Annotated in this window: 30 protein-coding genes; 11 read left to right on the forward strand and 19 right to left on the reverse strand. The window is 62.0% G+C overall.

Annotation, left to right across the window (positions count from 1 at the left end; all coding sequences use genetic code 11):
• Nucleotides 1-42: 42 nt before the first annotated feature.
• Both EOA16_RS12430 and EOA16_RS12435 read right to left on the reverse strand, forming a co-directional pair.
• Complete coding sequence (locus EOA16_RS12430) at nt 43-669, reverse strand: glutathione S-transferase family protein (RefSeq protein WP_127258284.1); 627 nt, start codon at nt 667-669, stop codon at nt 43-45.
• A gap of 12 nt (nt 670-681) precedes the next feature.
• The gene (locus tag EOA16_RS12435; RefSeq protein WP_127258286.1) at nt 682-1,893 is read right to left on the reverse strand and encodes an NADP-dependent isocitrate dehydrogenase; all 1,212 of its coding nucleotides are present in this window, start codon (nt 1,891-1,893) and stop codon (nt 682-684) included.
• 215 nt (nt 1,894-2,108) lie between these two features.
• Between EOA16_RS12435 and EOA16_RS12440 the strand changes: the two genes are divergently transcribed.
• The 3 genes from EOA16_RS12440 (at nt 2,109) to EOA16_RS12450 (ending at nt 4,068) form a co-directional block, all read left to right on the forward strand.
• Nucleotides 2,109-3,023: an RNA methyltransferase gene (locus EOA16_RS12440; protein WP_127258287.1), complete on the forward strand. Its 915-nt coding sequence runs from the start codon at nt 2,109-2,111 to the stop codon at nt 3,021-3,023.
• Nucleotides 3,016-3,816, forward strand: coding sequence for a glutamate racemase (gene murI, locus EOA16_RS12445; protein ID WP_127258289.1), 801 nt, complete (start codon nt 3,016-3,018; stop codon nt 3,814-3,816). Before EOA16_RS12440 ends, murI begins: the two co-directional genes overlap by 8 nt.
• A gap of 63 nt (nt 3,817-3,879) precedes the next feature.
• The gene (locus EOA16_RS12450; RefSeq protein ID WP_127258291.1) at nt 3,880-4,068 is read left to right on the forward strand and encodes a DUF3008 family protein; all 189 of its coding nucleotides are present in this window, start codon (nt 3,880-3,882) and stop codon (nt 4,066-4,068) included.
• Between the two features lie 113 nt (nt 4,069-4,181).
• Here the strand turns inward: EOA16_RS12450 and EOA16_RS12455 are convergent, their stop codons facing one another.
• Complete coding sequence (locus EOA16_RS12455) at nt 4,182-4,391, reverse strand: hypothetical protein (RefSeq protein ID WP_127258292.1); 210 nt, start codon at nt 4,389-4,391, stop codon at nt 4,182-4,184.
• Nucleotides 4,392-4,765: 374 nt separating this feature from the next.
• Here EOA16_RS12455 and rpsD point away from each other — a divergent pair, with 374 nt between their 5' ends.
• The 4 genes from rpsD (at nt 4,766) to EOA16_RS12475 (ending at nt 7,671) form a co-directional block, all read left to right on the forward strand.
• Nucleotides 4,766-5,383, forward strand: a complete 618-nt coding sequence (gene rpsD / locus EOA16_RS12460; protein WP_023759539.1) for a 30S ribosomal protein S4 — start codon at nt 4,766-4,768, stop codon at nt 5,381-5,383.
• Nucleotides 5,384-5,508: 125 nt separating this feature from the next.
• Nucleotides 5,509-6,384: a tRNA 2-thiocytidine(32) synthetase TtcA gene (gene ttcA / locus EOA16_RS12465; protein WP_206517334.1), complete on the forward strand. Its 876-nt coding sequence runs from the start codon at nt 5,509-5,511 to the stop codon at nt 6,382-6,384.
• Nucleotides 6,374-7,201, forward strand: a complete 828-nt coding sequence (locus EOA16_RS12470; RefSeq protein ID WP_127258295.1) for an inositol monophosphatase family protein — start codon at nt 6,374-6,376, stop codon at nt 7,199-7,201. Before ttcA ends, EOA16_RS12470 begins: the two co-directional genes overlap by 11 nt.
• A gap of 62 nt (nt 7,202-7,263) precedes the next feature.
• Nucleotides 7,264-7,671, forward strand: coding sequence for a hypothetical protein (locus EOA16_RS12475; RefSeq protein ID WP_127258297.1), 408 nt, complete (start codon nt 7,264-7,266; stop codon nt 7,669-7,671).
• Here the strand turns inward: EOA16_RS12475 and EOA16_RS12480 are convergent.
• The 6 genes from EOA16_RS12480 to EOA16_RS12505 form a co-directional block, all read right to left on the reverse strand.
• On the reverse strand, nt 7,668-8,891 hold the full coding sequence (locus EOA16_RS12480; protein WP_164754238.1) for a multidrug effflux MFS transporter: 1,224 nt from the start codon (nt 8,889-8,891) through the stop codon (nt 7,668-7,670). The genes EOA16_RS12475 and EOA16_RS12480 overlap by 4 nt on opposite strands.
• 211 nt (nt 8,892-9,102) lie before the next feature.
• Nucleotides 9,103-9,438 (reverse strand): Grx4 family monothiol glutaredoxin, encoded by a 336-nt coding sequence (gene grxD / locus EOA16_RS12485; RefSeq protein WP_006332883.1) that lies wholly within the window; start codon nt 9,436-9,438, stop codon nt 9,103-9,105.
• A gap of 141 nt (nt 9,439-9,579) precedes the next feature.
• Entirely contained in the window at nt 9,580-9,813 is a 234-nt protein-coding gene (locus tag EOA16_RS12490; RefSeq protein ID WP_010909092.1) for a BolA family transcriptional regulator, read from the reverse strand.
• Nucleotides 9,814-9,939: 126 nt separating this feature from the next.
• Entirely contained in the window at nt 9,940-10,452 is a 513-nt protein-coding gene (locus EOA16_RS12495) for a hypothetical protein (protein ID WP_127258301.1), read from the reverse strand.
• On the reverse strand, nt 10,449-12,680 hold the full coding sequence (gene purL / locus EOA16_RS12500) for a phosphoribosylformylglycinamidine synthase subunit PurL (protein WP_127258303.1): 2,232 nt from the start codon (nt 12,678-12,680) through the stop codon (nt 10,449-10,451). Before purL ends, EOA16_RS12495 begins: the two co-directional genes overlap by 4 nt.
• Nucleotides 12,681-12,799: 119 nt before the next feature.
• Nucleotides 12,800-14,209, reverse strand: coding sequence for a PLP-dependent aminotransferase family protein (locus EOA16_RS12505; RefSeq protein WP_127258304.1), 1,410 nt, complete (start codon nt 14,207-14,209; stop codon nt 12,800-12,802).
• 91 nt (nt 14,210-14,300) lie between these two features.
• Here EOA16_RS12505 and EOA16_RS12510 point away from each other — a divergent pair, with 91 nt between their 5' ends.
• Nucleotides 14,301-14,552 (forward strand): DUF1127 domain-containing protein, encoded by a 252-nt coding sequence (locus EOA16_RS12510; protein ID WP_127258365.1) that lies wholly within the window; start codon nt 14,301-14,303, stop codon nt 14,550-14,552.
• A gap of 3 nt (nt 14,553-14,555) precedes the next feature.
• Here the strand turns inward: EOA16_RS12510 and EOA16_RS12515 are convergent, their stop codons facing one another.
• The 7 genes from EOA16_RS12515 to purC all read right to left on the reverse strand — a co-directional run bounded on the left by EOA16_RS12515 (nt 14,556) and on the right by purC (nt 18,373).
• Complete coding sequence (locus tag EOA16_RS12515) at nt 14,556-15,197, reverse strand: Pr6Pr family membrane protein (protein WP_127258306.1); 642 nt, start codon at nt 15,195-15,197, stop codon at nt 14,556-14,558.
• Between the two features lie 3 nt (nt 15,198-15,200).
• Nucleotides 15,201-15,608 carry a hypothetical protein gene (locus EOA16_RS12520; protein ID WP_023810339.1) on the reverse strand — a complete coding sequence of 136 codons (408 nt, stop codon included), beginning with the start codon at nt 15,606-15,608 and terminating at the stop codon, nt 15,201-15,203.
• Nucleotides 15,605-16,270, reverse strand: coding sequence for a glutathione S-transferase family protein (locus tag EOA16_RS12525; protein WP_127258308.1), 666 nt, complete (start codon nt 16,268-16,270; stop codon nt 15,605-15,607). Before EOA16_RS12525 ends, EOA16_RS12520 begins: the two co-directional genes overlap by 4 nt.
• An 84-nt stretch (nt 16,271-16,354) precedes the next feature.
• Nucleotides 16,355-17,023: a phosphoribosylformylglycinamidine synthase subunit PurQ gene (gene purQ / locus EOA16_RS12530; protein ID WP_127258310.1), complete on the reverse strand. Its 669-nt coding sequence runs from the start codon at nt 17,021-17,023 to the stop codon at nt 16,355-16,357.
• Complete coding sequence (locus tag EOA16_RS12535; RefSeq protein ID WP_127258311.1) at nt 17,020-17,274, reverse strand: hypothetical protein; 255 nt, start codon at nt 17,272-17,274, stop codon at nt 17,020-17,022. The genes purQ and EOA16_RS12535 overlap by 4 nt, the downstream gene beginning before the upstream one ends.
• Nucleotides 17,275-17,292: 18 nt before the next feature.
• The gene (purS, locus tag EOA16_RS12540; RefSeq protein WP_127258367.1) at nt 17,293-17,535 is read right to left on the reverse strand and encodes a phosphoribosylformylglycinamidine synthase subunit PurS; all 243 of its coding nucleotides are present in this window, start codon (nt 17,533-17,535) and stop codon (nt 17,293-17,295) included.
• Nucleotides 17,536-17,578: 43 nt separating this feature from the next.
• The gene (purC, locus tag EOA16_RS12545) at nt 17,579-18,373 is read right to left on the reverse strand and encodes a phosphoribosylaminoimidazolesuccinocarboxamide synthase (protein WP_013532127.1); all 795 of its coding nucleotides are present in this window, start codon (nt 18,371-18,373) and stop codon (nt 17,579-17,581) included.
• 274 nt (nt 18,374-18,647) lie between these two features.
• Here purC and EOA16_RS12550 point away from each other — a divergent pair, with 274 nt between their 5' ends.
• Nucleotides 18,648-18,968, forward strand: a complete 321-nt coding sequence (locus tag EOA16_RS12550) for a DUF1476 domain-containing protein (protein WP_127258312.1) — start codon at nt 18,648-18,650, stop codon at nt 18,966-18,968.
• A 128-nt stretch (nt 18,969-19,096) separates the two neighbouring features.
• Nucleotides 19,097-19,870 (forward strand): HpcH/HpaI aldolase/citrate lyase family protein, encoded by a 774-nt coding sequence (locus EOA16_RS12555; RefSeq protein WP_127258313.1) that lies wholly within the window; start codon nt 19,097-19,099, stop codon nt 19,868-19,870.
• 6 nt (nt 19,871-19,876) lie between these two features.
• On the opposite strand, the gene EOA16_RS12560 is transcribed toward EOA16_RS12555, so the two are convergent.
• Nucleotides 19,877-20,431 (reverse strand): alpha/beta hydrolase, encoded by a 555-nt coding sequence (locus EOA16_RS12560; RefSeq protein WP_127258369.1) that lies wholly within the window; start codon nt 20,429-20,431, stop codon nt 19,877-19,879.
• 249 nt (nt 20,432-20,680) lie between these two features.
• Here EOA16_RS12560 and EOA16_RS12565 point away from each other — a divergent pair, with 249 nt between their 5' ends.
• Nucleotides 20,681-21,496, forward strand: a complete 816-nt coding sequence (locus tag EOA16_RS12565; protein WP_127258314.1) for a VOC family protein — start codon at nt 20,681-20,683, stop codon at nt 21,494-21,496.
• Nucleotides 21,497-21,511: 15 nt separating this feature from the next.
• Here EOA16_RS12565 and EOA16_RS12570 read toward each other — a convergent pair whose 3' ends face one another.
• Nucleotides 21,512-22,240 carry a metallophosphoesterase family protein gene (locus EOA16_RS12570; protein WP_127258316.1) on the reverse strand — a complete coding sequence of 243 codons (729 nt, stop codon included), beginning with the start codon at nt 22,238-22,240 and terminating at the stop codon, nt 21,512-21,514.
• A 7-nt stretch (nt 22,241-22,247) separates the two neighbouring features.
• Nucleotides 22,248-23,549: an adenylosuccinate lyase gene (gene purB / locus EOA16_RS12575; protein ID WP_127258318.1), complete on the reverse strand. Its 1,302-nt coding sequence runs from the start codon at nt 23,547-23,549 to the stop codon at nt 22,248-22,250.
• Nucleotides 23,550-23,592: the final 43 nt, after the last annotated feature.

Raw genomic sequence — 23,592 nt, forward strand, 5'->3', positions numbered from 1 at the left:
TTGGAGGGACAGCGGGGGGCGCTGCCCCGCGGACGTCTCTTATTAGCCGACTTTTTCAGTCCGCACGAAGCTCGGACGAGCCGCAATGCGCGCATACCAGTCCTGGATATCCGCGAACCGCGCCAACAGGTCTTGCCCTTCGGCGACCTTGAGGAAATAGGCGATGATGGATGCCGCATGCAAGTCGGCCAGCGTCAGCTGATCACCGAGCAGCCACGGCCCCGGAGCCTTGAGTGAGGTGAGCACCCGCAACACTGTTTCCGCCTGTCGCAGTCCGCTGGCGATCAGCGCCTCGTCGGGTGCCTCTTTCTCCAGCCGCTCGACGGCAACGTCCCAGACCATGGCTTGGTAGCCATAAGCGTCGAGCAGGCCGATGATCTGGTCCATCCGCGCACGGACGCGCGGATCCTTCGGCTGCAGCGCCGGCCCGTCGAACGCCTCGTCGACATATCTGGCGATCGCGCTTGTCTCGAAGAGGCGAAACCCGTCATGCTCGAAGGTCGGGATGCGGCCGAACGGATGATGCTCGAAATACCAGGCGGGAATGCCATCAGTGGCAAAGACATCGACCGGCACAAGCTCATGGTCGATGCCTTTTTCCGCGAGCACGAGGCGGACGATGCGTACATAGACGCTGTAATCCGCCCCGTAGACGATGGGCTTGCCCATCTTGCTTACTTGTCAGGCCATCGCCTTCTGCAGGTTCTCGTCGATCTTGTCGAGGAAACCGGTGGTCGAAAGCCAGGGCTGGTCGGGGCCGATCAGCAGCGACAGGTCCTTGGTCATGAAGCCGGACTCGACCGTCTGGATGCAGACCTTTTCCAGCGTTTCGGAAAACCGCTTCAGCTCGGCATTGTCGTCGAGCTTGGCGCGGTGCGCGAGGCCGCGCGTCCAGGCGAAGATCGAGGCGATCGAATTGGTCGAGGTTTCCTCGCCCTTCTGGTGCTGGCGATAGTGGCGGGTGACGGTGCCGTGCGCGGCTTCCGCTTCCACCGTCTTGCCGTCCGGCGTCATCAGCACCGAGGTCATCAGGCCGAGCGAGCCAAAGCCTTGCGCCACCGTGTCGGATTGCACGTCGCCATCATAGTTCTTGCACGCCCAGACATAGCCGCCCGACCATTTCAGGGCGGAGGCCACCATGTCGTCGATCAGGCGGTGCTCGTACCACAGCTTCTTCGACTTGAACTCGGCCTCGAACTCGGCCTCGTAGACCTCCTGGAAGATGTCCTTGAAGCGGCCGTCATAGGCCTTGAGGATGGTGTTCTTGGTCGACAGATAGACCGGATAGTTGCGCAGCAGGCCGTAGTTCAGCGAGGCGCGGGCAAACTCGCGGATCGACTCGTCGAGATTGTACATGGCCATGGCGACACCGGCGCCGGGCGCGTCGTACACATCGTGCTCGATCACCTGGCCGTCCTCGCCGACGAACTTGATGGTCAGCTTGCCCTTGCCGGGGAAGCGGAAATCGGTGGCGCGGTACTGGTCGCCGAAGGCATGGCGGCCGACGATGATCGGCTTGGTCCAGCCGGGCACCAGGCGCGGGACGTTCTTCATGATGATCGGCTCGCGGAAGATGGTACCGCCGAGGATGTTGCGGATGGTACCGTTCGGCGACTTCCACATCTTCTTCAGCTTGAACTCTTCGACGCGCTGTTCGTCGGGGGTGATCGTCGCGCATTTCACGCCGACGCCGTGTTTCTTGATGGCGTTGGCCGAATCGATGGTCACCTGGTCGTTGGTGGCGTCGCGATGCTCGATGCCGAGGTCGTAATATTCAAGCTTGAGGTCGAGATAAGGGTGGATCAGCTTGTCCTTGATGAACTGCCAGATGATGCGGGTCATCTCGTCGCCGTCGAGTTCGACGACCGGGTTCGCCACCTTGATCTTCGCCATGAAAGAATGCCTCGTTGCTGGGATATGGGACGGCCTTGCCCGCGTGGCGTTGGGCCGGGAGATGTCGCCCGTATATCAAAGCGCTTTTGGCCACGCAAACGGCGATCGGTCACGAATTGGAGGCCAGAGCCGTCGTCATTTGCGAATGCTTCATTTTCCCGGCCGAATATGGCAGGGGACGCTGAAATGCCGCAAACAGCAGTTCATTGACAATCATGCCCGTCATCAAAGATCCCGATAGCATTGCAGTCGCCGGCCCGGCGATCATCCTCGTCGAGCCTCAGCTTGGCGAGAACATCGGCATGGTCGCGCGCGCCATGGCCAATTTCGGCCTGTCGGAGCTGCGCCTGGTCAACCCGCGTGATGGTTGGCCGAGCGAGAAGGCACGCGCGGCGGCCAGCCGCGCCGACCATGTCATCGACGCTGTCACCGTCTTCGACGATCTGGCCTCGGCGCTCGCCGACCTGAACTTTGTCTTCGCCACCACGGCCAGGCAGCGCGACGGCTTCAAATCCGTGCGCGGGCCGGTGGAGGCGGGCAGGCTGCTGCGGGCGCGCCACGTGATGGGCCAGCGCACCGGCATCCTGTTCGGACGCGAACGCTTCGGCCTCTACAATGACGAGGTCGGCCTTGCCGACGAGATCGTGACTTTCCCGGTCGATCCCGATTTCTCCTCGCTCAACATCGCCCAGGCCGCGCTTCTGATGTCCTACGAATGGATGAAGTCCGGCCTGGAAGACGAGACCAAGACCAATTTTTCCGGCCCGGACATGAAGCCGGCAAGCAAGGAAGAATTGCACGGCCTGTTTGCGTATCTGGAAGGCGCACTGGAAGCGCGCGGCTATTTCCGGCCGGTACCGAAGAAGCCGAAAATGATCGACAATCTGCGTGCGGTGCTGACACGCGCCGGTTTTGCCGAGCCGGAGCTCAAGGTGCTGCGCGGCATCATCTCGTCGCTCGACAGGTTTTCGCCGGCGATGCCGCGCGGCGATGGTTCCCCTGGCGATGATCCGCGGCGCTTGCCCGCGGCCGCCGCGCGTGCCCGCAAGGCGGAAGCGGGGCGCCTTGCCGACACCGGCAAGGACGATGACATACCGCCGCTCGGCGGAAAAGGAACGGACAATGACTGAGCGGCCGATCCTGATGTTCGATTCGGGCATCGGCGGGCTTACCGTGCTGCGCGAGGCGCGCGTGCTGATGCCCGACCGCCGCTTCATCTATGTCGCCGACGACGCCGCGTTTCCCTACGGCGCTTGGGAAGAGCCGGCGCTGAGGGTGCATATCCTTGAAGTGTTCGGCAAACTGCTTGAGCAGTTTGCGCCGGCCATTTCCGTCATCGCCTGCAACACCGCCTCGACGCTGGTGATCGATGCGCTGCGCGAGAGATTTCCCGAGCATCCTTTCGTCGGCATGGTGCCTGCGATCAAGCCGGCGGCGGAACGCACGCGCTCAGGGCTAGTTTCGGTGCTGGCGACGCCTGGCACCGTCAAGCGCCAGTACACGCGCGACCTGATCAGCAAATGGGCGCAGAAATGCCATGTCCGCCTGGTCGGCAGCGACAGGCTGGCGGGACTGGCTGAGATCTACATGCGTGAGGGCTTCGTCGATGAGGAGGCCGTGCGCGCCGAGATCACGCCGTGCTTTGTCGAACATGATGCGCTGCGTACGGATATCGTCGTGCTCGCCTGCACACACTATCCCTTTCTCGCAAATCGCATGCGCAAGACGGCGCCTTGGCCGGTCGACTGGCTCGACCCCGCTGAAGCGATCGCGCGCCGGGCGTTGTCGCTTCTCGCCGACATCGATCCGGGCGGTCGTGGAGAGATGCTGCCTGAAGGGCCCGACCTTGCCGTCTTCACATCGAAAAGAGCCGATTTCCCGACTCGTCGCCTGATGCAGGGGTTCGGGCTGGCGATGTCGTGATTGCGAAGCGGAACATCATTACAGTCGTTGCGTTTTTCTCCTGACGCTAACGGGAGAAGAGCCATGCCAGCCACCTCGAAAGCCCAGCAGAAAGCCGCCGGCGCGGCTCTGTCGGCCAAGCGCGGCGAGACCAGGAAGAGCGAACTCCACGGCGCTTCCAAGGGAATGTACGAATCGATGAGCGAAAAGCAGCTCGAGGAATTCGCCGAGACGAAGCGCAAGGGCCTGCCGGAGAAGAAGTCTAAAGACTAGGGCAGTCCGCCGTCTAACGGAAACGCCGAAGAACACGAGCTGGAAGCAAAAAGCCCGCGGCAAAAAACGCGGGCTTTGAAATGAATGTCGGCCGCCTGAGACCGGATTGGAGCCTACCAGCGCCCGCCGCAGCGCTTGATCTTGTAGCGGACGACTTTCTTGTGGCCGTGCCGCCAGATAATTTTTTTCTTGATCACGATGCGGCAAGCCTGGTGATGCCGGTGTCCTTGCCAATGCCTGGCCTCCGCCGGCTCCGGCGTCATGACCGCCATGGATCCCGCCAACACAGCGGCTCCTGTCAGGGTAAGGAAGAATTTCTTCATACGAATGTAGCTCCTCTGCTCCGGTCCCTTCCTGATGCCGCTGGCGCAACCTCCCGCCACATCCGGCACTGTATTCAACCCAGAGACGCTATATCGTCGCCATGGCCTACGCCAGCCACAAGCTTGACACAGGTTAAATCTCCGTTTAATCAGCGCGCCAACACCGGGCCGCAATGCCCGGTGGTTTCTTTATGTGCGCAAGATGCGTGGAAATCCAATTCTACTATCTTGTTTGAACTGACGTGTCCCGTGGGTTTTCCGCCGCGTTGCGTGGGAAAACCCTGTCAGGTCTCGAAAACGGAGGCCAGAGGAGGGCGCGTTTCCTTCACCCGGACCATGAGGTTCCGGGTGTGTTGTTTTGAAAAGGGAATGCGATGAGCAAGCGCGAATCCGCGAAGTACAAGATCGACCGCCGTCTCGGCGAAAACATCTGGGGCCGCCCTAAGTCCCCGGTCAACAAGCGTGAATACGGTCCCGGCCAGCATGGCCAGCGCCGCAAGGGCAAGCTTTCCGATTTCGGCCTGCAGCTGCGCGCCAAGCAGAAGCTGAAGGGTCACTATGGCGACGTTTCGGAAAAGCAGTTCCGCAAGGTCTATGAAGAGGCTGACCGCCGCAAGGGCGACACCTCGGAGAACCTGATCGGCCTGCTCGAATCGCGTCTCGACGCGGTCGTCTACCGCGCCAAGTTCGTGCCGACCATTTTCGCCGCCCGTCAGTTCGTCAACCACGGCCACGTCAACGTCAACGGCAAGCGCGTCAACATCGGCTCGTACCGCTGCAAGCCGGGCGATGTCGTCGAAGTGCGCGAAAAGTCCAAGCAGCTGGTTATCGTTCTGGAAGCGGTCGGTCTCGCCGAGCGCGACGTGCCGGACTACATCGAAGCCGATCACAACAAGATGGTCGCGACCTTCTCGCGCATCCCCGGCCTGGCGGACGTTCCGTTCGCCGTGCAGATGGAACCGAACCTGGTCGTCGAATTCTATTCGCGCTAAACGAGCGCATTCTGCGACATCCTGCGAAGGCCGCCCGTCGAGGCGGCCTTTTCTTTGTCGGTCATGTCCGCTAATCCGGCGCTCTGGGCCACTGAAAGCGACATGCCATGAACATGCTTCCAGACATTGAAACGCTCGAACCGATCGCCGACAGCGAGGGCGGCTTCCATCCGCTGTTTTCCGACGTGCCGTCCTCGGTCGAGTTCAACAAATTGCGCAAGCGGCTGCTGCGGCTGACCCGGCAGGCGATCGAGGATTTCACGATGGTCAAGCCCGGCCAGCGCTGGCTCGTTGCCCTGTCTGGCGGCAAGGATTCCTACGGTCTGCTCGCCGTCCTGCTCGACCTCAAATGGCGCGGGCTCTTGCCGGTCGATCTGCTGGCCTGCAATCTCGACCAGGGCCAGCCGAATTTCCCCAAGCATATCCTGCCGGACTATCTCGACAGATACGCCATCGCGCATCGCATCGAATATCAGGACACCTATTCCGTCGTCACCGCCAAGCTGCCTGCGGGCAGCACCTATTGCTCGCTCTGCTCGCGCCTCAGGCGCGGCCATCTCTACCGCATTGCGCGCGAGGAGGGATGCTCGGCACTGGTGCTCGGCCACCATCGTGAGGACATTCTCGAAACCTTCTTCATGAACCTCTTCCATGGCGGCCGTCTCGCCGCCATGCCGCCAAAACTGCTCAACGACGAGGGCGACGTCATGGTGCTGCGGCCATTGAGCTACTGCGCCGAGGCCGATCTGGAAAAATTCGCTGCCGCCATGCAATTTCCGATCATTCCCTGCGATCTCTGCGGCAGCCAGGAAGGTCTTCAGCGCAACGCCATGAAGGCGATGCTCGAGGATCTGGAAAAACGCATGCCAGGCCGCAAGGATACGATGCTGCGTGCGCTGTCGAACAGCAGGCCATCGCATCTGCTCGACAGAAAGCTGTTCGATTTCGCTGCCCTCAACGAGACCCTCACCACAAGGCAAGACATTTCCGATGACGTTTGACGACACCGCGATCGACTGGCTGACCGGCATTCTGGCCGAGGCGGCATTGGCCGAGATCATGCCGCGTTTTCGCCGGCTGGGCGACGGCGATATCAGGCAGAAGACCTCGGCCGCCGACCTGGTGACCGAAGCCGACGTCAATGCCGAGCGGCTCATCACCGCCAGGCTGCGCGGGCGCTATCCCCAGGCGATGGTCGTCGGCGAGGAGGCCTGTTCCGACAATCCGGCGCTGTTGAACGGATTGGGCGATGCCGATCTGGCTTTCGTCATCGACCCGGTCGACGGTACTTTCAACTTCGCCTCCGGTGTGCCGCTGTTCGGCGTCATGCTGGCGGTCGTGGTCAAGGGCGAGACGGTTGCCGGCATCATCCACGATCCGGTCGGCAAGGACTGGCTGATCGGCGCCAGGGGCGCCGGCAGTCATATCCGGCATGCGCATGGCAGCCTGGAGAAGGTGCATGTCGCGGCACCCGCCTCGATCTCGGAAATGACCGGCTCGGTCTCCTGGCAATATATGGCAGAGCCGGAGCGGTCGCGGCTGGCGCGCAACCAGACCAAGATCCTGTCGCAGTTCGCCTATCGCTGCGCCGCGCACGAATACCGCCTGTTGGCGAGCGGCCATGCCCACTTCGTCGTCTACAACAAGCTGATGCCGTGGGACCATCTGGCCGGCGTGCTGATCCATGCCGAGGCCGGCGGCCACGCGGCGCGCTTCGACGGCAGCGCCTATCGGCCTTCGCATCTCGGCGGCGGCCTGCTTGTCGCGCCAGACCAGGAAAGCTGGCACGAATTGCGCAGCGAACTCTGGGCGCAATAGGATCAATTCCTGCGGCCAGCTGAAAGAGCGATACGATCGCGCGCAAATCCGGAGGCTCTCGAATGAAACCTCGATTCGCAATTGTCGCGCTGGTTCTCGTCACCGCCCTGTTTGCCGGCTCCTACGAAGCAAGCTCGCAAGAGCGCGCCTGTCGCAGTCCTGATCCCGTCGACACGATAAAGGAGATGTCGGACGCTATCTATGCGTGTTGGAAACCGCCGCCCGGATCCGCCGGCATGTCCTTGACGCTGCGGTTCTCGCTTCGCCGCGACGGCACACTGATTGGCAAACCTCGCGCCACATATTCCGATCTGGGGACCGATGCCCGGCGCAGCCGGGCCTTCGTGGCATCCATCCTCAGGGCACTCGATGAAGCTTTGCCATTGCCCTTTTCGGCCAGCATGGGTGAAGCAATCGCGGGGCGTATGCTTGCCCCTCGCTTCACCGCGGCCCGAGAAGGTGCGTCCTAATGCAAATCGGTGACGTGCCCTGAAACGGGCGGGTTGTGCGGTTGGAACATCTTGCCGCGTTCGGCGATCAGGATCATCAACAGCGCGGCAACCGAGACGCTGCAGAAGCCAGCGGCCAGCGGCGTTACCGTGCCGTTGAAGGCCTGGCCAATCTGCGCGCCGATGATGGCGCCGAGAAAGGTCTGCATGAAACCAATGATGGACGCGGCCGTACCGGCGAGTTCGCCGAGCGGTTCCATTGCGAGCGCATTGAAATTCGCGCCTAAGCCGCCGAAAGGCAGCATCGCGCCGGCAAAGAAGGTGATGAACAGCCAGAGCGGCATCTGCATTTCGAGCGAGACGACCAGCCAGGCGAGACTGATGCAGAGGAACACAAGCAGCGCGCCTTGCGACAGGCGGCGCATGCCGACCCTTCCGACCAACCGTGAGTTGAGGTAGTTCGAGAAGGCAAGCACGCCGGCAACGCCGGCGAAGATCACTGGGAACAACTCTCCGACATGGAAAATGTCGATGTAAATCTGCTGTGCCGAAATGATGAAGCCGAACATGGCGGCGAAGATGAAGGTGCTGGCAAAGGCATAGCAGAGCGTCAGGCGGTTGGTGAGCACGATGCGGAACCCACCGGCGACCGAGCTTATCGTAAGCGGCCGACGATGTTCTGGACGAAGCGTCTCCGGCAGGCGCAGCAGCGCCCAGGCCGATATGATCAACGCCCCGACGGCCATGGTCACGAAGATCCAGTGCCAGCTGGCAAACAGCATGACGAGTTGGCCGATGCCGGGTGCCACGACCGGGATCGCCATGAACACCATGAAGATTAGCGACATCACCTCGGCCATGCGCCGTCCTTCGAACGTGTCGCGCACGATCGAGACCGCGATGACGCGGGTGGCCGCCGCGCCGAACCCTTGGATGAGACGGCAGATGAGCAATATGGCGAAGCTCGGCGCTATGGCTGCTGCTGCCGCGGCCGCGACATAGACGATCAGTCCGAAGACCAGCGGCGCGCGGCGCCCGAACCGGTCCGAGATCGGTCCGAAAAACAGCTGCCCGCCGCCGAAGCCGAGCATGTACGCAGTGATCACATATTGCCGGTGGTTTTCATTTTCGACGCCGAGCGAGGCGCCGATCTGCTGCAGCGCCGGCAGCATGATATCGATGGCCAGCGAATTCAGCGCCATCAGCGCCGCGCACAGAGCGATGAACTCCCAACGCGGAATGGGCAGTTTGCTTGCCGATTGCGGCGCTGGTTTTGGCTGGTCCACGGCAAGTCCGATCTTTCAAACGAAAATGCGCCGGCGGGCCGGCGCATTGGCTCGTCTTGGTCCTAGGTTCAGGACATGAAAATTGCCGAGGTGCCCCCGACGCCTTGGTGCATGACTCCGAAAATCAAAATCAACCTTCGGATGGCAACATGCAAAAAAACAGAAATCAGGCTGCGCCTTTGACGCTGACGCCCTTCTCGACGAGGAATGTCTGCAACTCACCGGCCTGGAACATCTCGCGGATGATATCGCAGCCGCCGACGAATTCGCCCTTGACGTAGAGCTGAGGGATCGTCGGCCAGTTGGAGTATTCCTTGATGCCCTGGCGCAGTTCGGCTGAATCCAGAACGTTCACGCCTTTGTAGTCGGCGCCGATATAGTCGAGGATCTGGACAACCTGGCCGGAAAATCCGCATTGCGGGAAACCGGGCGTGCCCTTCATGAAAAGGACGACGTCGTTGCCCTTCACTTCGTTGTCGATGTAGTCGTTGATGCCGCTCATGGAATATCCTTTCCCGCCTGTGGGAGTCAGGCTCGAAACATCCCCTTCAAATAAACCCAACGATTGCTCGAAACAAGACGTTAGCCGTGCCGTGGCTGAAATGGCGCAAAGGATGAGCCGTGTTGGGCCAAGCGCTAAGGGTCAGTCTGGAACGCTGGTCTGTAGCGCCAGTGCGTGCAGCACGCCGCCCATATTGCCCTTCAGCGCGTCGTAGACCATCTGGTGCTGCTGGACGCGGCTCTTGCCGCGAAAGCTCTCGGCCACCACCTCGGCCGCATAGTGGTCGCCGTCGCCGGCGAGATCGCGGATCGTCACCTTGGCGTCCGGAATGCCGTCCTTGATCAGTTTTTCGATGTCGTGGGCATCCATTGCCATGGCAAAATCCTGTTTCGAGCGGCCGGTAGCCAGCCATAAGACGAGAGTCGCGCGAGCCTAAAGCCTTTCCGGTCCGGATTGAAGCCGTTCTGTCCCGCCAAGGACAAGACGGCTTCAGAGAAAAGACTAGGCCGGTGGGCTTGCTTCATCCTCGGCAACGTCCTCGCGTGTCGAGAAAGCGCGGCCAAGGCTGAAGGCAAGCACATAGAGCGGCGCGTTGAGCAGCAGGCTGACAATAGGGAGATAGCTCGTTATTTGCCAAGCTGGCGAGAAGAACCGCTGGCCGTAGCCGTCGCAGACGAGCGACGAGCCGTACTCCCACATCGCGCCGACGATCACCGCGCTGGCAAAAAGCTTGATGCAGGTGACAATGTGCCTTGCGCGTGCCGGATCCGGCGCCAGGCGGCCCCAAACCACCAGGCACACGATCGGAACCGCATAGATAAGGTTCTGCAGCGCCAGCATAGGGATGGCGCCGTTGGCCGCGGCAAGAAATTCCGCGCGTGTTTCCAGCTGGGCGCAAAGCTCGCTCGAGGTCGTCGACAGCAGGAAAAAGACGAACGGCCCGAGGAACCAGAAGAAGAATAACGACGGCCAGAAGACGACTGCAAGCAGCGCCCGGGCAGCCAGTGTGGTCAACTGGCCCGATCCATGAAGCGCGGGAACCAGCCTTCGTGGGCTCCGCTCAATTCGCTGACCGGGATTGCCCTGGCGTCGCCAAGCTTCAGCGCGCTGCCGCCTGTGGAGCCGATCCACGGCGCGAAGATGCCGAGTTCGCTCTGCTGCTTGCGAATGGCGTCCCATTCGTCACTATCTGGATCGATCGACAACGTCAGCAGATAGCGGCCCTGATCCTCGCCGAACCAGACCGGGATCGGGTCGGTGCCGACAAGCCCGGGAACGGTGGCGCCGATGCCGGATGCCATCGCCATTTCGGCAAGGGCTACGGCGACACCGCCATCGGAAACGTCATGCGCAGCCGTGACGACACCGGATGCGATGAGCGCGCGCACATGGTCGCCGACGCGCTTTTCATGCTCTAGATCGACCGGCGGCGGCGTGCCATCCGTGCGGCCATGTATGTCCCTGAGATAGACCGACTGGCCAAGATGCGTTCCCCAGGAGGCCGGCGCACCAACCAGCAGGATCATCTGGGCCTCGGCCGCAAAGCCGATCCGCACCATCTTCGACCAATCGGCGATCAGCCCGACGCCGCCGATGGTCGGCGTTGGCAGGATGCCCTGGCCGTTCGTCTCGTTGTAGAGCGAGACATTGCCGGAGACGATCGGGAAGCCAAGCGCGCGGCAGGCGTCGCCTATGCCTTTCACCGCGCCGACCAGCTGGCCCATGATCTCGGGCCGTTCCGGATTGCCGAAATTGAGATTGTCGGTTGCGGCCAGCGGCAGAGCGCCGGTGGCGGTCAAATTGCGCCAGCATTCGGCCACCGCCTGCTTGCCGCCCTCATAGGGGTCGGCCTCGCAATAGCGCGGCGTCACATCGGAGGAGAAGGCGAGCGCCTTGGTCGCATGGCCTTCGACCCGCACCACACCGGCATCGCCGCCGGGAAGCTGCAGCGAATTGCCCTGGATCAGCGTGTCGTACTGCTCCCAGACCCAACGGCGCGAGGACAGGTCGGGGCCGCCGAGCAGCTTCAGAAGCGCATCGGCAACATCGGCCTGCGGAACGTCATTGGCGGCCAGCGGCGCTGGCTTCTTCGGCTCAACCCACGGCCGGTCATATTCCGGTGCCTTGTCGCCGAGATCCTTGATCGGCAGGTTGGCGACCTCGTCGCCCTGGTGCAGCACACGGAAGCGCAGATCGTCGGTGGTCTTGCCGACAATGGCGAAGTCGAGCCCCCATTTGTGAAAGATCGCCTCGGCTTCCCTTTCCTTTTCCGGGCGCAGCACCATCAGCATGCGCTCCTGGCTTTCCGAGAGCATCATTTCATAAGCGCTCATGCGCTCTTCGCGGACCGGCACCTTGTCGAGATAGAGCTCGATGCCGAGGTCGCCCTTGGCGCCCATTTCGACAGCCGAGCAGGTGAGGCCGGCCGCACCCATGTCCTGGATGGCGATGACGGCGCCCGAGGCCATCAGTTCGAGGCTGGCTTCCAGCAGGCACTTTTCGGTGAAGGGATCGCCGACCTGTACGGTCGGGCGCTTCTCGTCGATCTTGTCGTCGAATTCGGCCGAGGCCATGGTGGCGCCGCCGACGCCGTCGCGGCCGGTCTTGGCACCGAGATAGACGACAGGCAGGCCGACGCCCTTGGCTTCCGACAGGAAGATCGCATCGGTCTTGGCAAGGCCCGCTGCGAAAGCGTTGACCAGGATATTGCCGTTGTAGCGGGCGTCGAAATTGACCTCGCCACCGACCGTCGGCACGCCGAAGGCGTTGCCATAGCCGCCGACGCCGGAAACCACGCCTGAAACGAGGTGCCGGGTCTTGGGGTGGTCGGGCGCGCCGAAGCGCAGCGCGTTCATCGCCGCGATCGGCCGCGCGCCCATGGTGAAGACGTCGCGCAATATGCCGCCGACGCCGGTCGCCGCACCCTGATAGGGCTCGATGTAGGAGGGGTGGTTGTGGCTCTCCATCTTGAAGACGACGCAGTCGCCGTCGCCGATGTCGACCACGCCGGCATTCTCGCCCGGTCCCTGGATGACCTGCGGCCCGGTGGTCGGCAGCGTGCGCAGCCACTTCTTCGAGGATTTGTAGGAGCAGTGCTCATTCCACATCGCCGAGAAGATGCCGAGTTCTGTGAAGCTCGGTTCGCGCCCGACAAGGTCGAGAATGCGCTGATACTCGTCGGGCTTCAGCCCGTGTGAGGCAATGAGCTCGGGGGTGATCGGCACGGAATTGGAAATGGTCATGGGCGGCGATTTTTATCCGGGACGTTGGGATTTTGAGTCCCGTCTTATCGCAAGCCTTGCGGCCGATACACCCATGGATTGACGAAAAACGACGGAAAACCGGACAAAGCCACGCAGTGTCAGGAGAAGCTGTCGTAGCCGGCGCGGCCTTCATCGAGAAGTCGCCGGATCACCGCAACGCCTTCGGCGATGTCCTTGCGCTGCCTCGGTTGCGAAACACCGAAGCGGACGCCGTGGAAAACCTGCTCGGAACGGCCGGCCTTGAATTCGTCCTCGTCGTCGATCAGCACGCCATGCTCAAGGCAGGCGTTCTTGAAGGTGCCGGAAAGCCAGGGGTCGGGGAGGGTCAGCCAGACAAAGGGCACCCTGTCATGCGATTTGAACGCGAAGCCGGCCAAAGTCTCGCGCACGATGGCGATGCGGGCGCCGATTTCGGCGATGCTGCGCTTGCGTATCTCATCCGCCTGACCGGACAGCACCAGCCTTGTATTCACCTCCGCCAGCAGGAAGGGCATGCCGCCGGTCATCATCTTATGGGCGACACGGATGCGGTGGCGGTAGGCGGGCGGACAGGAAAGCCAGCCGCCGCGCACGCCGGCTGCGACCGACTTCGACAGGCCGCCCGCGACAATGGTCCGTTCAGGCGCATATTGGGCCAGCAACGGTGTCGGATCATCAGTCAGATTGCCATAGAGGTCGTCCTCGATGATGACGACGTTGTATTCGCGTGCGACACGGGCGATCGCCTCGCGGCGCGCCGCCGACAAGGTGGCCAGCGTCGGGTTCTGCGCCGTCGGCATCAGGAAGATCATCTTGGGATGCTTTTGCGCACAGACGCGCTCGAAATCCTGCGGATCGATGCCTTCATCGTCCGATGCCACCAACGCGGTGCGCCGACCGATCAGGCCGGCGCTGCGGGAAATCTGCGAGTAGGTGAGATGCTCGAAGGCAACATAATCGCCAGGCGTGGTCAGCGCCGCGATCGCCGCCATCACCGCGGCATGGGTGCCGAGTGTGGGGACGATTGCATCGGCATTCGGGCGGAAGGAATTGCGCGACAGCCAGCGGGCGCCGGCTTCGTACCAGCGGTCGGGAAAATCCCGCGTATAGCTAGAAATCTCATGCGGATGATCCTGCGCCGTGCGTGATAGCACATCGGCGACATCAGCGCCCTGGCCGATGTCGGGTGCTGCGGTACTGTCGAAACGCAGCTTGCCTTTAGGCGCATCGATATAGCGTGAGCCTTCGCCGCCGACGTCCGGAGCCGAAAAATCCGGCTTCGCGCGTTGGCCGAGCACATAGGTTCCACGCCCGACTTCACCGCTCACCAGCCCACGTTCGCGCAGCAATTGGTAGGCCCGACCGACCGTGCCGACAGTGGTGCCGATGTCGTAGGCGAGGTCGCGTTGCGGCGGCAGCTTTGCGCCGGCATCTATCACGCCCCGATCGATGTCCGTCTCAATGGAATCCGCCAGCCGCTGATACAGCGGGCCGGAGCCGGCAGTGAGATCTGGAAGCCAATTTGTCATGGTGACAATTTTCTATATTGCGCAGGTACATGAGTCAATACATATCAATCGTGTGCCAAAAGGGTACAATTTAGAGCGTTGGCGAAAGAAAATGAATACAATCGTGACAATACGTGATTCGAGTGCTGCATTGTCAGGCCAATCGACACGCCCGTCGGTTCAGCGCGGCTTTGTCAGCCGCCTTGTGCGCGTGCTGAGGTCGCTGGCAAGATGGATCGACAACTTGCTGGAGCGCCGCCGCAGCCGGCTGGCGCTACTGGAAATGACAGACGATCAGCTTAAGGATATCGGCGTCTCGCGCTGCGATGCCCACCGCGAGGGCATTAGGCCGTTCTGGGACTGAAAGCTAACGGAGTTTTGGGGCCCTGGTGCGCGCAACGCCATGGTCCGCAAGGACAGCGACCACGCACAGCACGAGAAAAAGTCCGGTGATGGCCGCCGCCGAGATGGCGACGCTGGTTGCGCCATTCTTGGCGACATCGAGGAAGGGGTAGGGCACTTCACCGGCAAGCGGAGCCCGTACCAGCGCATAGCCCAGATAGGCCACGGGATAGAGCATCCACCAGGAGATATCGCTCCAGCGCGTCCGGCCGTCGGCGCCTGATGTCAGCCACCACAGCACGAACAGCACCGGCGTCACATAATGCAGCAGCACGTCGCAGAGCAGGAACAGGCCCTGCGGCTGCCAGAGCCGTGCCAGGATCGTGGCATAGACGATGAACACCAGGGCGATCGAAACGGCGACGCCGGCGCGCATCCGCGGTCCGGCGAAGGCGGGCAACCATGCATAGCCGGAGGGCGACAGCAGCGAGGTGTGAACCAGCACCGCGCCGATGTTGGTCAGGATGGTGAAGAAGCTGAAGACGAAAATGATGGAGCCAAGCAGGCTGCGGCCGGCTTCCATCGATGCCGGAATGCTGATGCAGAACTGCAGGATGAGCCCCGCCAGACCGATGACCAGCCCCACAATCTGCAGAAAGCGGCCCATGGGCTAGGCCGTCGCGGCGCAGGCCGGATTGCCGGCTTGCCAGCGGGCAATGTCGGAGCCGATGCGGGCGCCGAGCGGATCGTTCATCAGCGGTCCAAAGACGTCGACGCGGCTAGAATTGCCTTGCGCCTGCACGACCAGCAAAGGTTTGCCGCCATAGTGCTTGGCCGGCACCAGCAGGAAACGCGGCGTGCCGCTGAACGAATTCAGCTCATTGGCCATCTGGTACGGTTTGAAGGCCGGATCCTTGCTGGCGATCCAGCATTTGTGGGCAGCGATCGCCACTTGTTCCATGGCCAGCAGCGCCGCGCTTTTGCCCGAGGGAACAGGCGTGCTCTTTGGCGTCGACTGGCAGGATGCCAGCACAAAGCCCGCCGCGGCGACCAGCGCGATCGTCTTCGACTTGATCAAGCGGCACCCATCTCGAGCTCGGACAGAAAAATCTTCAAACCATCGGTCATCTCGCCCCACACACGCGACAACGCCGGGTGTTGCGAGGCGATCTGCTGGTAGGCGTCGAATTTGGGATAGGCATCGAGCAGGTCGTGGCGTCCTGTCATGGCGCGGAAATTGTTGAAGATGAACCGTGTCGGCGTCAGCCAGGCATCGGCGAAGCTGATGTCATCACCGAGTGCGAAGGGCCCTTGTGCCATGCGGGCCTCGATCGCCGCCAGTCCATGATGCAGGCGGGCGAACTGGGCGTCGATCTCGACATTGTTGCGCTTCGGCACGGAATGAAGCTCGAAAAGCTTCATCATCGGGGTCAGCACATCGAGATCGGTGATGCGGGCGAACATACGCACCAGCGCGCGGTCCTTGGAATCGGGCGGCAGCAGCGCCGGTTCCGGAAACCGTTCCTCCAGATATTCGGCGATGACCACCGATTCGACGATCGTCTCGCCCGAGCCGGTGATCAGCACCGGAATCCGGTTCATCGGCGAGATGGCGCGAAACTCTTCCGGGATGGGAAAGCCGGGCGGCGGCGCGATGATCTTTAGCGGCACGTCCTTGATGTAGGCCAGTGCCCGCACGATCGACGAGTAGGGCGACAACGGCCGCGAATAGAGTTTCATGACCGTCTCTCTCCCCAATGAACCAGACTTGCTCCAAAGAGACAGGAATGTCCGGCTGTTTTCAAGCTGTTCGCTTCGATATCGTCAGGCAGCGATGCCGAGGGCGCTCTCGAACAGTCCGCGGCCGTCGGTACCGCCATGGGCTGCTTCGATCAGGTTTTCCGGATGCGGCATCAGCCCGAGCACATTGCCGCGCTCGTTGACGATGCCGGCAATGTCGTTGATCGAGCCGTTGGGGTTGGTGCCCTCGGCATAGCGGAACACTACCTGGCCTTCGCCTTCGAGACGGGCAAGCGTGTCGGCGTCGGCGAAATAATTGCCGTCATGATGCGCGACAGGCGAGCGGATGATCTGGCCCGGCTGATAGCGGCGGGTGAACATGGTGTTGGCGTTGGTGATCTCGAGCTTCACCTGCCGGCAGACGAACTTCAGCGAGGTGTTGCGCATCAAGGCGCCTGGCAACAGGCCGGCTTCGACCAGGATCTGGAAACCGTTGCAGACGCCGATCACCGTCACGCCCGCGGCCGCTTTTTCGGCCACTGCCCGCATGACGGGCATGCGCGCGGCGATCGCGCCACAGCGCAGATAGTCGCCGAAGGAAAAGCCGCCCGGAATGGCGATCAGGTCGACATCGGGGATTTCGGTGTCGGTTTGCCAGACGGTGACCGGCGGCGTTCCCGAAATCTTGGTCAGCGCCGCAATCATGTCGCGGTCGCGGTTGAGGCCAGGCAGGAGGACGACGGCTGATTTCATTTCGATTCGTAGGGCCTCTGTGCTTCGGCGAGTTCTCGCAGGTCGAGACGACGTTCTATGCGTTCAAGGCGGTCGTCGTGGCGGGCAAGAATGCCATAGATGTTATGAATATCGCTTTGCATCGCGACCATATGGCCCCGAAGCACGTTCAACTCTCGCTTCACCTCGGAAACATCCTGACGAAGCTCACCGATTTCGTGATGCACGGGCTTCAGAAGCTCGAACATCAGCTCATTCGTGACTTCCGGCATAGTGCCTCCGACACAACCTCAGGTAAGTGTCACACTATAATTCTCAATCACCGTGTTCGCCAGCAGCTTGTCGCACATGGCCTTGAGGTCGGCTTCGGCCTTGGCCTTGTCGCTTTCCGCCAGCTCGACGTCGAATCCCTTGCCCTGCCGCACCGCGCCGACACCGCCGAAGCCCAGGCCGGACAATGCATGTTCGATCGCCTTGCCCTGCGGGTCGAGCACGCCGTTCTTGAGGGTGACGGTAATGCGGGCCTTGATCACGCTGGACATGCTCCTGTTCTAAAGTTCGGGGCGCAAGCCACTATCAGTGCGGCTTGCCTTTGAGGCCGTCGGTCGAGGCGACAAGCACCGGGCCGGTCGGGCGCGGCGGCTCGTTCTCGTTCATGATGCCGAGGCGGCGGGCAACTTCCTGGTAGGCCTCGACGAGGCCGCCCATGTCGCGGCGGAAACGATCCTTGTCGAGCTTGTCCTGCGTCGCCACGTCCCACAGGCGGCAGGAGTCCGGCGAGATCTCGTCGGCGACGACAATGCGCATCATGTCGCCCTCGAACAGGCGGCCGCACTCGATCTTGAAGTCGACGAGCTGGATGCCGACGCCCATGAACAGGCCGGAGAGGAAGTCGTTGACGCGGATGGCAAGCGCCATGACGTCGTCGATCTCCTGCGGGCTCGCCCAGCCGAACGCGGTGATGTGCTCTTCCGAAACCATCGGATCGTCGAGCGCGTCGGCCTTGTAATAGAATTCGATGATCGAGCGCGGCAGAACCGTGCCTTCCTCGATGCCGAGACGCTTGGACAGCGAACCGGCGGCGACATTGCGCACCACCACTTCGAGCGGAATGATCTCGACTTCCTTGATCAGCTGCTCGCGCATGTTGAGCCGGCGGATGAAGTGGGTCGGGATTCCCATGCGGTTGAGATGGTTGAATATGTACTCGGAAATGCGGTTGTTGAGGACGCCCTTGCCGTCGATGACTTCGTGCTTCTTCTTGTTGAACGCGGTTGCATCATCCTTGAAGAACTGGATAAGCGTGCCCGGTTCGGGTCCCTCATAGAGGATTTTGGCCTTGCCTTCATAAATGCGGCGGCGATTTTTCATCTGATTTTTCTCTGGGGTTCCGGACAGGCGGTATCAGACCATTTCCTGTCCGTCTGCCTGAAATAGTGCGGCTACGGTAGGGTTCAATGCCGGGTCTATCCCAATCACATCGTTTGCTCAATCGGCAAATCCTTCCAATCAACCGCTTTCGGGACTGAAATGCCGCAGCGCAGCATGCGATGAAGCGTATTGACCGGCCCGCGACCTTTTGGTTTGTGCTTTGGCAACGCACATATTCACTGCCAACGAATCGAATTTGACCCGGAGGGACGCCATGAGCAGCATGAAAGACCGCGAAGAGGGCTTTGAGCGTAAATTCGCATTCGACGAGGAGCTTCGGTTCAAGGCCTCGGCGCGCCGCAACAAGGCGCTCGGCTTGTGGGCCGCCGAAAAGCTCGGAAAGTCCGGCACTGACGCCGACGCCTATGCCAAGGAAGTGGTTATCTCCGACATCGAAGAGGCCGGCGACCACGACGTGTTCCGCAAGATTCGTGGGGATTTCGACGCGGCCGGCGTCGAGCAGTCGGACCACCAGATCCGCCGCACCATGGACGAGCTGATGGCGCAAGCGATCGAGCAGATCAAGAACACCTGATCCGGGCCATGCGCTGATCCTGTGGCCATACGCTGGACCAATCCACCGCCCGGCCTATCCGGGCGGTTTTTCTTTGCCTTTGCCGCGGTTTCGGGCTGAAACTGCGGTCGCTAACAAGGAAAGAGCCCATGTCCCTGAAGTCCCGCCTCGCGGCCGATGAAACGTTGTTCACCGCATGGTCCGGTGTGCCGGATGCCTTGACCGTCGAAATCATCGCCAAGCAGGGTTTCGATGCCGTCACGCTCGATATGCAGCATGGCGGCCATCACGAAGACAGCGTGCTGCGTGGTCTGGTGCCGGTGCTCGCAACCGGCAAGCCGGCGCTGGTGCGCATTCCCGTTGGCCGTTTCGACATGGCAAGCCGCGCGCTCGATTTCGGCGCCGAGGCGGTCATCGCGCCGATGGTTAACTCGGTTGCCGACGCAAAACTGTTCGCGGCGGCCATGAAATACCCGCCGCTCGGCGAGCGCTCCTGGGGCCCGACTTACGCTTTTCCGCGCCACGGCCAAGGCGACCAGGCCGACTGGCTGCGCGACACCAACCAGCGCACCATGGCCTTCGCCATGGTCGAGACGCGTGCGGCCCTCGATGCGCTCGATGGCATCCTCGACACGCCCGGCATTGACGGCATCTTCCTCGGCCCGTCGGATTTCTCGATCGCCTGGAGCAATGGCGCCACGGTCAATTCGACGCTGGAAAGCATGATGGAGACGGTGGCATCGGTGGCCGAGCGCACCCGCAAGGCCGGCAAACATGCGGCGATCTACGTTGTCGAGCCGGCAATTGCCGGCCGTGTCGTGTCGATGGGCTATCGCCTGCTGGCCATGGGCTCCGAGCATTCGCTGATCGGGCTTGGCGCAAAAACGCTGATCAAGAGCGTCCGCGATTCGATCGGGTCCTGAAGACGCTCAGGGTTTCAGATCCGTCAGGAATTTGGCGAAGGTCATTGAACCTTCGGGCCACGGTCCGAAGCCTGAATCCGGGTTCAGATGACCGGTCTCGCCGGCATCGATGAACAGCGAACCCCAGGCGCCGGCGATATCCTCTGCGACATCGAAGGCGCAGAACGGATCGTTGCGGCTGGCGATCACGATCGAGGGAAAGGGCAGCGGCTCACGCGGGTAGGGGCCGAAGGTCATCAGGTGCCTGGGCCTGATCTCGGGATTGGCGACGTCGGGAGGTGCCACGAAGAAGGCCCCGGCGACCGGCTTGCGGAATTGCGGAATAGCTTGCACTGCAGTGGCGACGCCGAGCGAGTGCGCGACCAAGACGACCGGCCGCTCGGCCTCGTTGACCGCCTTGGCGACGCTCGCCGTCCAGTCCTCGCGCACTGGCTTCGACCACTCCGCCTGTTCGACGCGGCGCGCCGTCGACAGCTTCGACTGCCAGCGGCTCTGCCAATGGTCGGGGCCGGAATTGGTGTAGCCCGGCACGATGAGAATATCTGCTTCCTTGACCTTCATGGCGCTGAGATAGCGAGCGGCATCGCTTCGCGCAACCGGCAGAAACGCCACTTTTGATCACAATAGTGAACACCATGTTCGCTTCTTCGCGTCTTGTGTGAACGATGCCGATGGACGATCTGTGGTTAGGAAAAGAAACAGCCGTGTGCGGGAACCCTGACTGTGGAACTGACACGACGTAGAATGATCGGCGGAGTGGGGCTTCTCGCTTTGGGAGCTTCATCGCAGGTCGGTCGAACGGAGCATTTGATGAGCGAGTTGCCTTTTGCCGCCACCACCCCGGTCAGCGTTGCCCGCGTCGGGCTGAAGGCACGCGACGCGGAAAGCCTTGCCGCATATTATCGCAGCGTCGTCGGCCTGCAGGAACTGAGCCGCGCCGATGGTGCGATCACGCTGGGCGCCGCCAACCGTCCGTTGCTGGTCATCGAGGCCGATCCTTCGGCCAAGCCGGATGATCCGCGCAGCGCAGGCCTGTTCCATACTGCCTTCCTGCTGCCCAGCCGCGCTGATCTCGGTCGCTGGATCAACCACGCCATATCAAACAAGATCGCCATCGATGGCGCTTCCGACCATCTGGTCAGCGAAGCATTGTACCTGACCGATCCCGAAGGCAACGGTATCGAGATATATGCCGACCGCCGTCCGCAGGACTGGAAGTGGAATGGCGACAAGATTGCCATGGCAACGGAGCGGCTGAACATTCCGTCCGTCGTTGCCGAAGTGCCTGCGGGTGACGCCGGCTGGCAGGGCGCGCCGGAAAACAGCATCGTCGGCCACGTCCACCTGCGTGTTGGCAGGCCGGAAGACGCCGAAGCCTGGTGGAACCAGGAATTCGGCTTCGACACGGTGGCGAGATATGGCGGCCAGGCGGTGTTCCTGTCGTCGGGCGGCTATCATCACCACATCGGCGCCAACGCCTGGCAGAGTTCGGGCGTCGGCCGCCGCGATCCGAGCCGGTCGGGCCTTGCCTGGGTCGAAATGCGTTCGGACAAGGCATCCACCGAAACCACGCGGGAAGACCCGTGGGGCACAGTGATCCGCACCGTGCCTGGCGTTGCCGGCTAAGCGCCCGCTGCGCTCTTAAACAGAACTGGCGGCGTAACCGGTCAGCAATCCGTGTGCCCAACTGTCGAAGCCGGCCGCCGTCGCGCGGCGGGACGCTTCGGCCCAGTCATAACCGACTGCGTGATGGCTGAATGACCATTCTCCGCGCTTGTGCGTGGCGAGGGCGTAGCGGGCATGCGGGCTGCCGGTCACGGTAAGGCCGGGAAACGCCTGAACACCGACGCTGCCGGGATTTAGGATCGTCTGGCGATCGGAAAGCCGCACGACGCGCGGCGTATGGGTGTGGCCGCACAAGGTCAGCCCGGCATCGATGCTGCCGAGCTTGTGTCTGATTTCTTTTTGATTGGATGGATAGAAGTGATTGCCGCCGTCTTCCTCGAGCAGGAACGTCTCGTCGTCGCTGGGGCTGCCGTGGCAGAGCAGAATTTCAGGGCCGAGCGTCAGGGCAAGCGGCAATGCCAAAAGCCAGGCCAATGACGTCTGGGAGAGGCAATGGTGGGTAAAGGCATCGACGTCTTCCAGCCCGGAAGCCGGCGGCTCGATCAGCACACGGTCGTGATTGCCGCGCACGGTCGGCCAGGTCTGTGCAATCAAATATTGCGCGGTTTCTTCCGGCCATAGCGGCCCGGAGAGACAATCACCCAGATTGACGATGATGTCGGGAGAATTGTCCTTGATCCGCGCATGAACCGCTTCAAGCGCGCGCAGATTCCCGTGAATGTCGGAAAGGACAGCCAGTCGCATCGAAATCCTATCCGAACACCCGCTTGAAGATCGTGTCGACATGCTTGGTGTGATAGCCCAGGTCGAATTTCTCGCGGATATCGGCTTCCGGCAGCGCTGCTGTCACTTCCTTGTCGGCCAACAATTCCTCAAGGAAATCAGCGCCTTGCTCCCACACTCTCATGGCATTGCGCTGCACCAGCCGGTAGGAGTCTTCGCGCGACAGGCCGGCCTGCGTCAGCGCCAGCATGACGCGCTGCGAATGCACGAGACCGCGGAACTTGTTCATGTTCTTCAGCATGTTGTCGGGATAGATGAGCAGCTTGTCGATGACGCCGGTCAGCCGTGACAGCGCGAAATCGAGCGTCACCGTGGCGTCCGGCCCGATCATGCGTTCGACCGAGGAGTGCGAGATGTCGCGCTCGTGCCAGAGCGCCACATTTTCCATCGCCGGCAGCGCCATCGACCGCACCATGCGGGCGAGGCCGGTGAGGTTTTCGGTCAGCACCGGGTTGCGCTTGTGCGGCATGGCCGACGAGCCCTTCTGGCCCGGCGAAAAATACTCCTCCGCCTCCAGCACTTCGGTGCGCTGCAAATGCCGGATCTCGATCGACAGCCGCTCGACCGACGAGGCGATGACGCCCAGCGTGGCAAAGAACATGGCGTGGCGGTCACGCGGGATCACCTGCGTCGACACCGGCTCGGGCTTCAGGCCGAGCTTCGCCGCCACGTGCTCCTCGACATAGGGTTCGATGTTGGCGAAGGTGCCGACCGCGCCCGAAATGGCGCAGGTGGCGATGTCTTCGCGCGCATGCACCAGCCGCTCACGGCACCGCGAAAATTCGGCATAGGCCTGCGCCAGCTTGACGCCGAAGGTGGTCGGCTCGGCATGGATGCCGTGGCTGCGGCCGATGGTGACGGTATCCTTGTGCTCGAATGCGCGGCGCTTCAATGCTGCAAGCAGACCGTCGATGTCGGCGAGCAGGATGTCGCTGGCGCGGGTGAGCTGCACCGCAAAGCAGGTGTCTAGAACGTCCGACGAGGTCATGCCCTGGTGGATGAAGCGGGCGTCCGGTCCGACGAATTCGGCAAGATGGGTCAGGAAGGCGATGACGTCATGCTTGGTGACGCGCTCGATCTCGTCGATCGCCTCGACGTCGAATTTTGCCGCACTGCCCTTTTCCCAGATGGTCTTTGCCGCTTCCCTGGGGATCACCCCGAGTTCTGCCAGCGCGTCGCACGCATAGGCTTCGATCTCGAACCAGATGCGGAACCGGGTTTCGGGCGACCAGATGGCGACCATTTCCGGCCGGGAATAGCGAGGGATCATCGGTCAGTCCTGACATATCGAGAAGTTTGCCCGCGTCCTAACA

Source organism: Mesorhizobium sp. M7A.F.Ca.US.008.03.1.1 (genome assembly GCF_003997495.1).
Classification (GTDB): domain Bacteria; phylum Pseudomonadota; class Alphaproteobacteria; order Rhizobiales; family Rhizobiaceae; genus Mesorhizobium.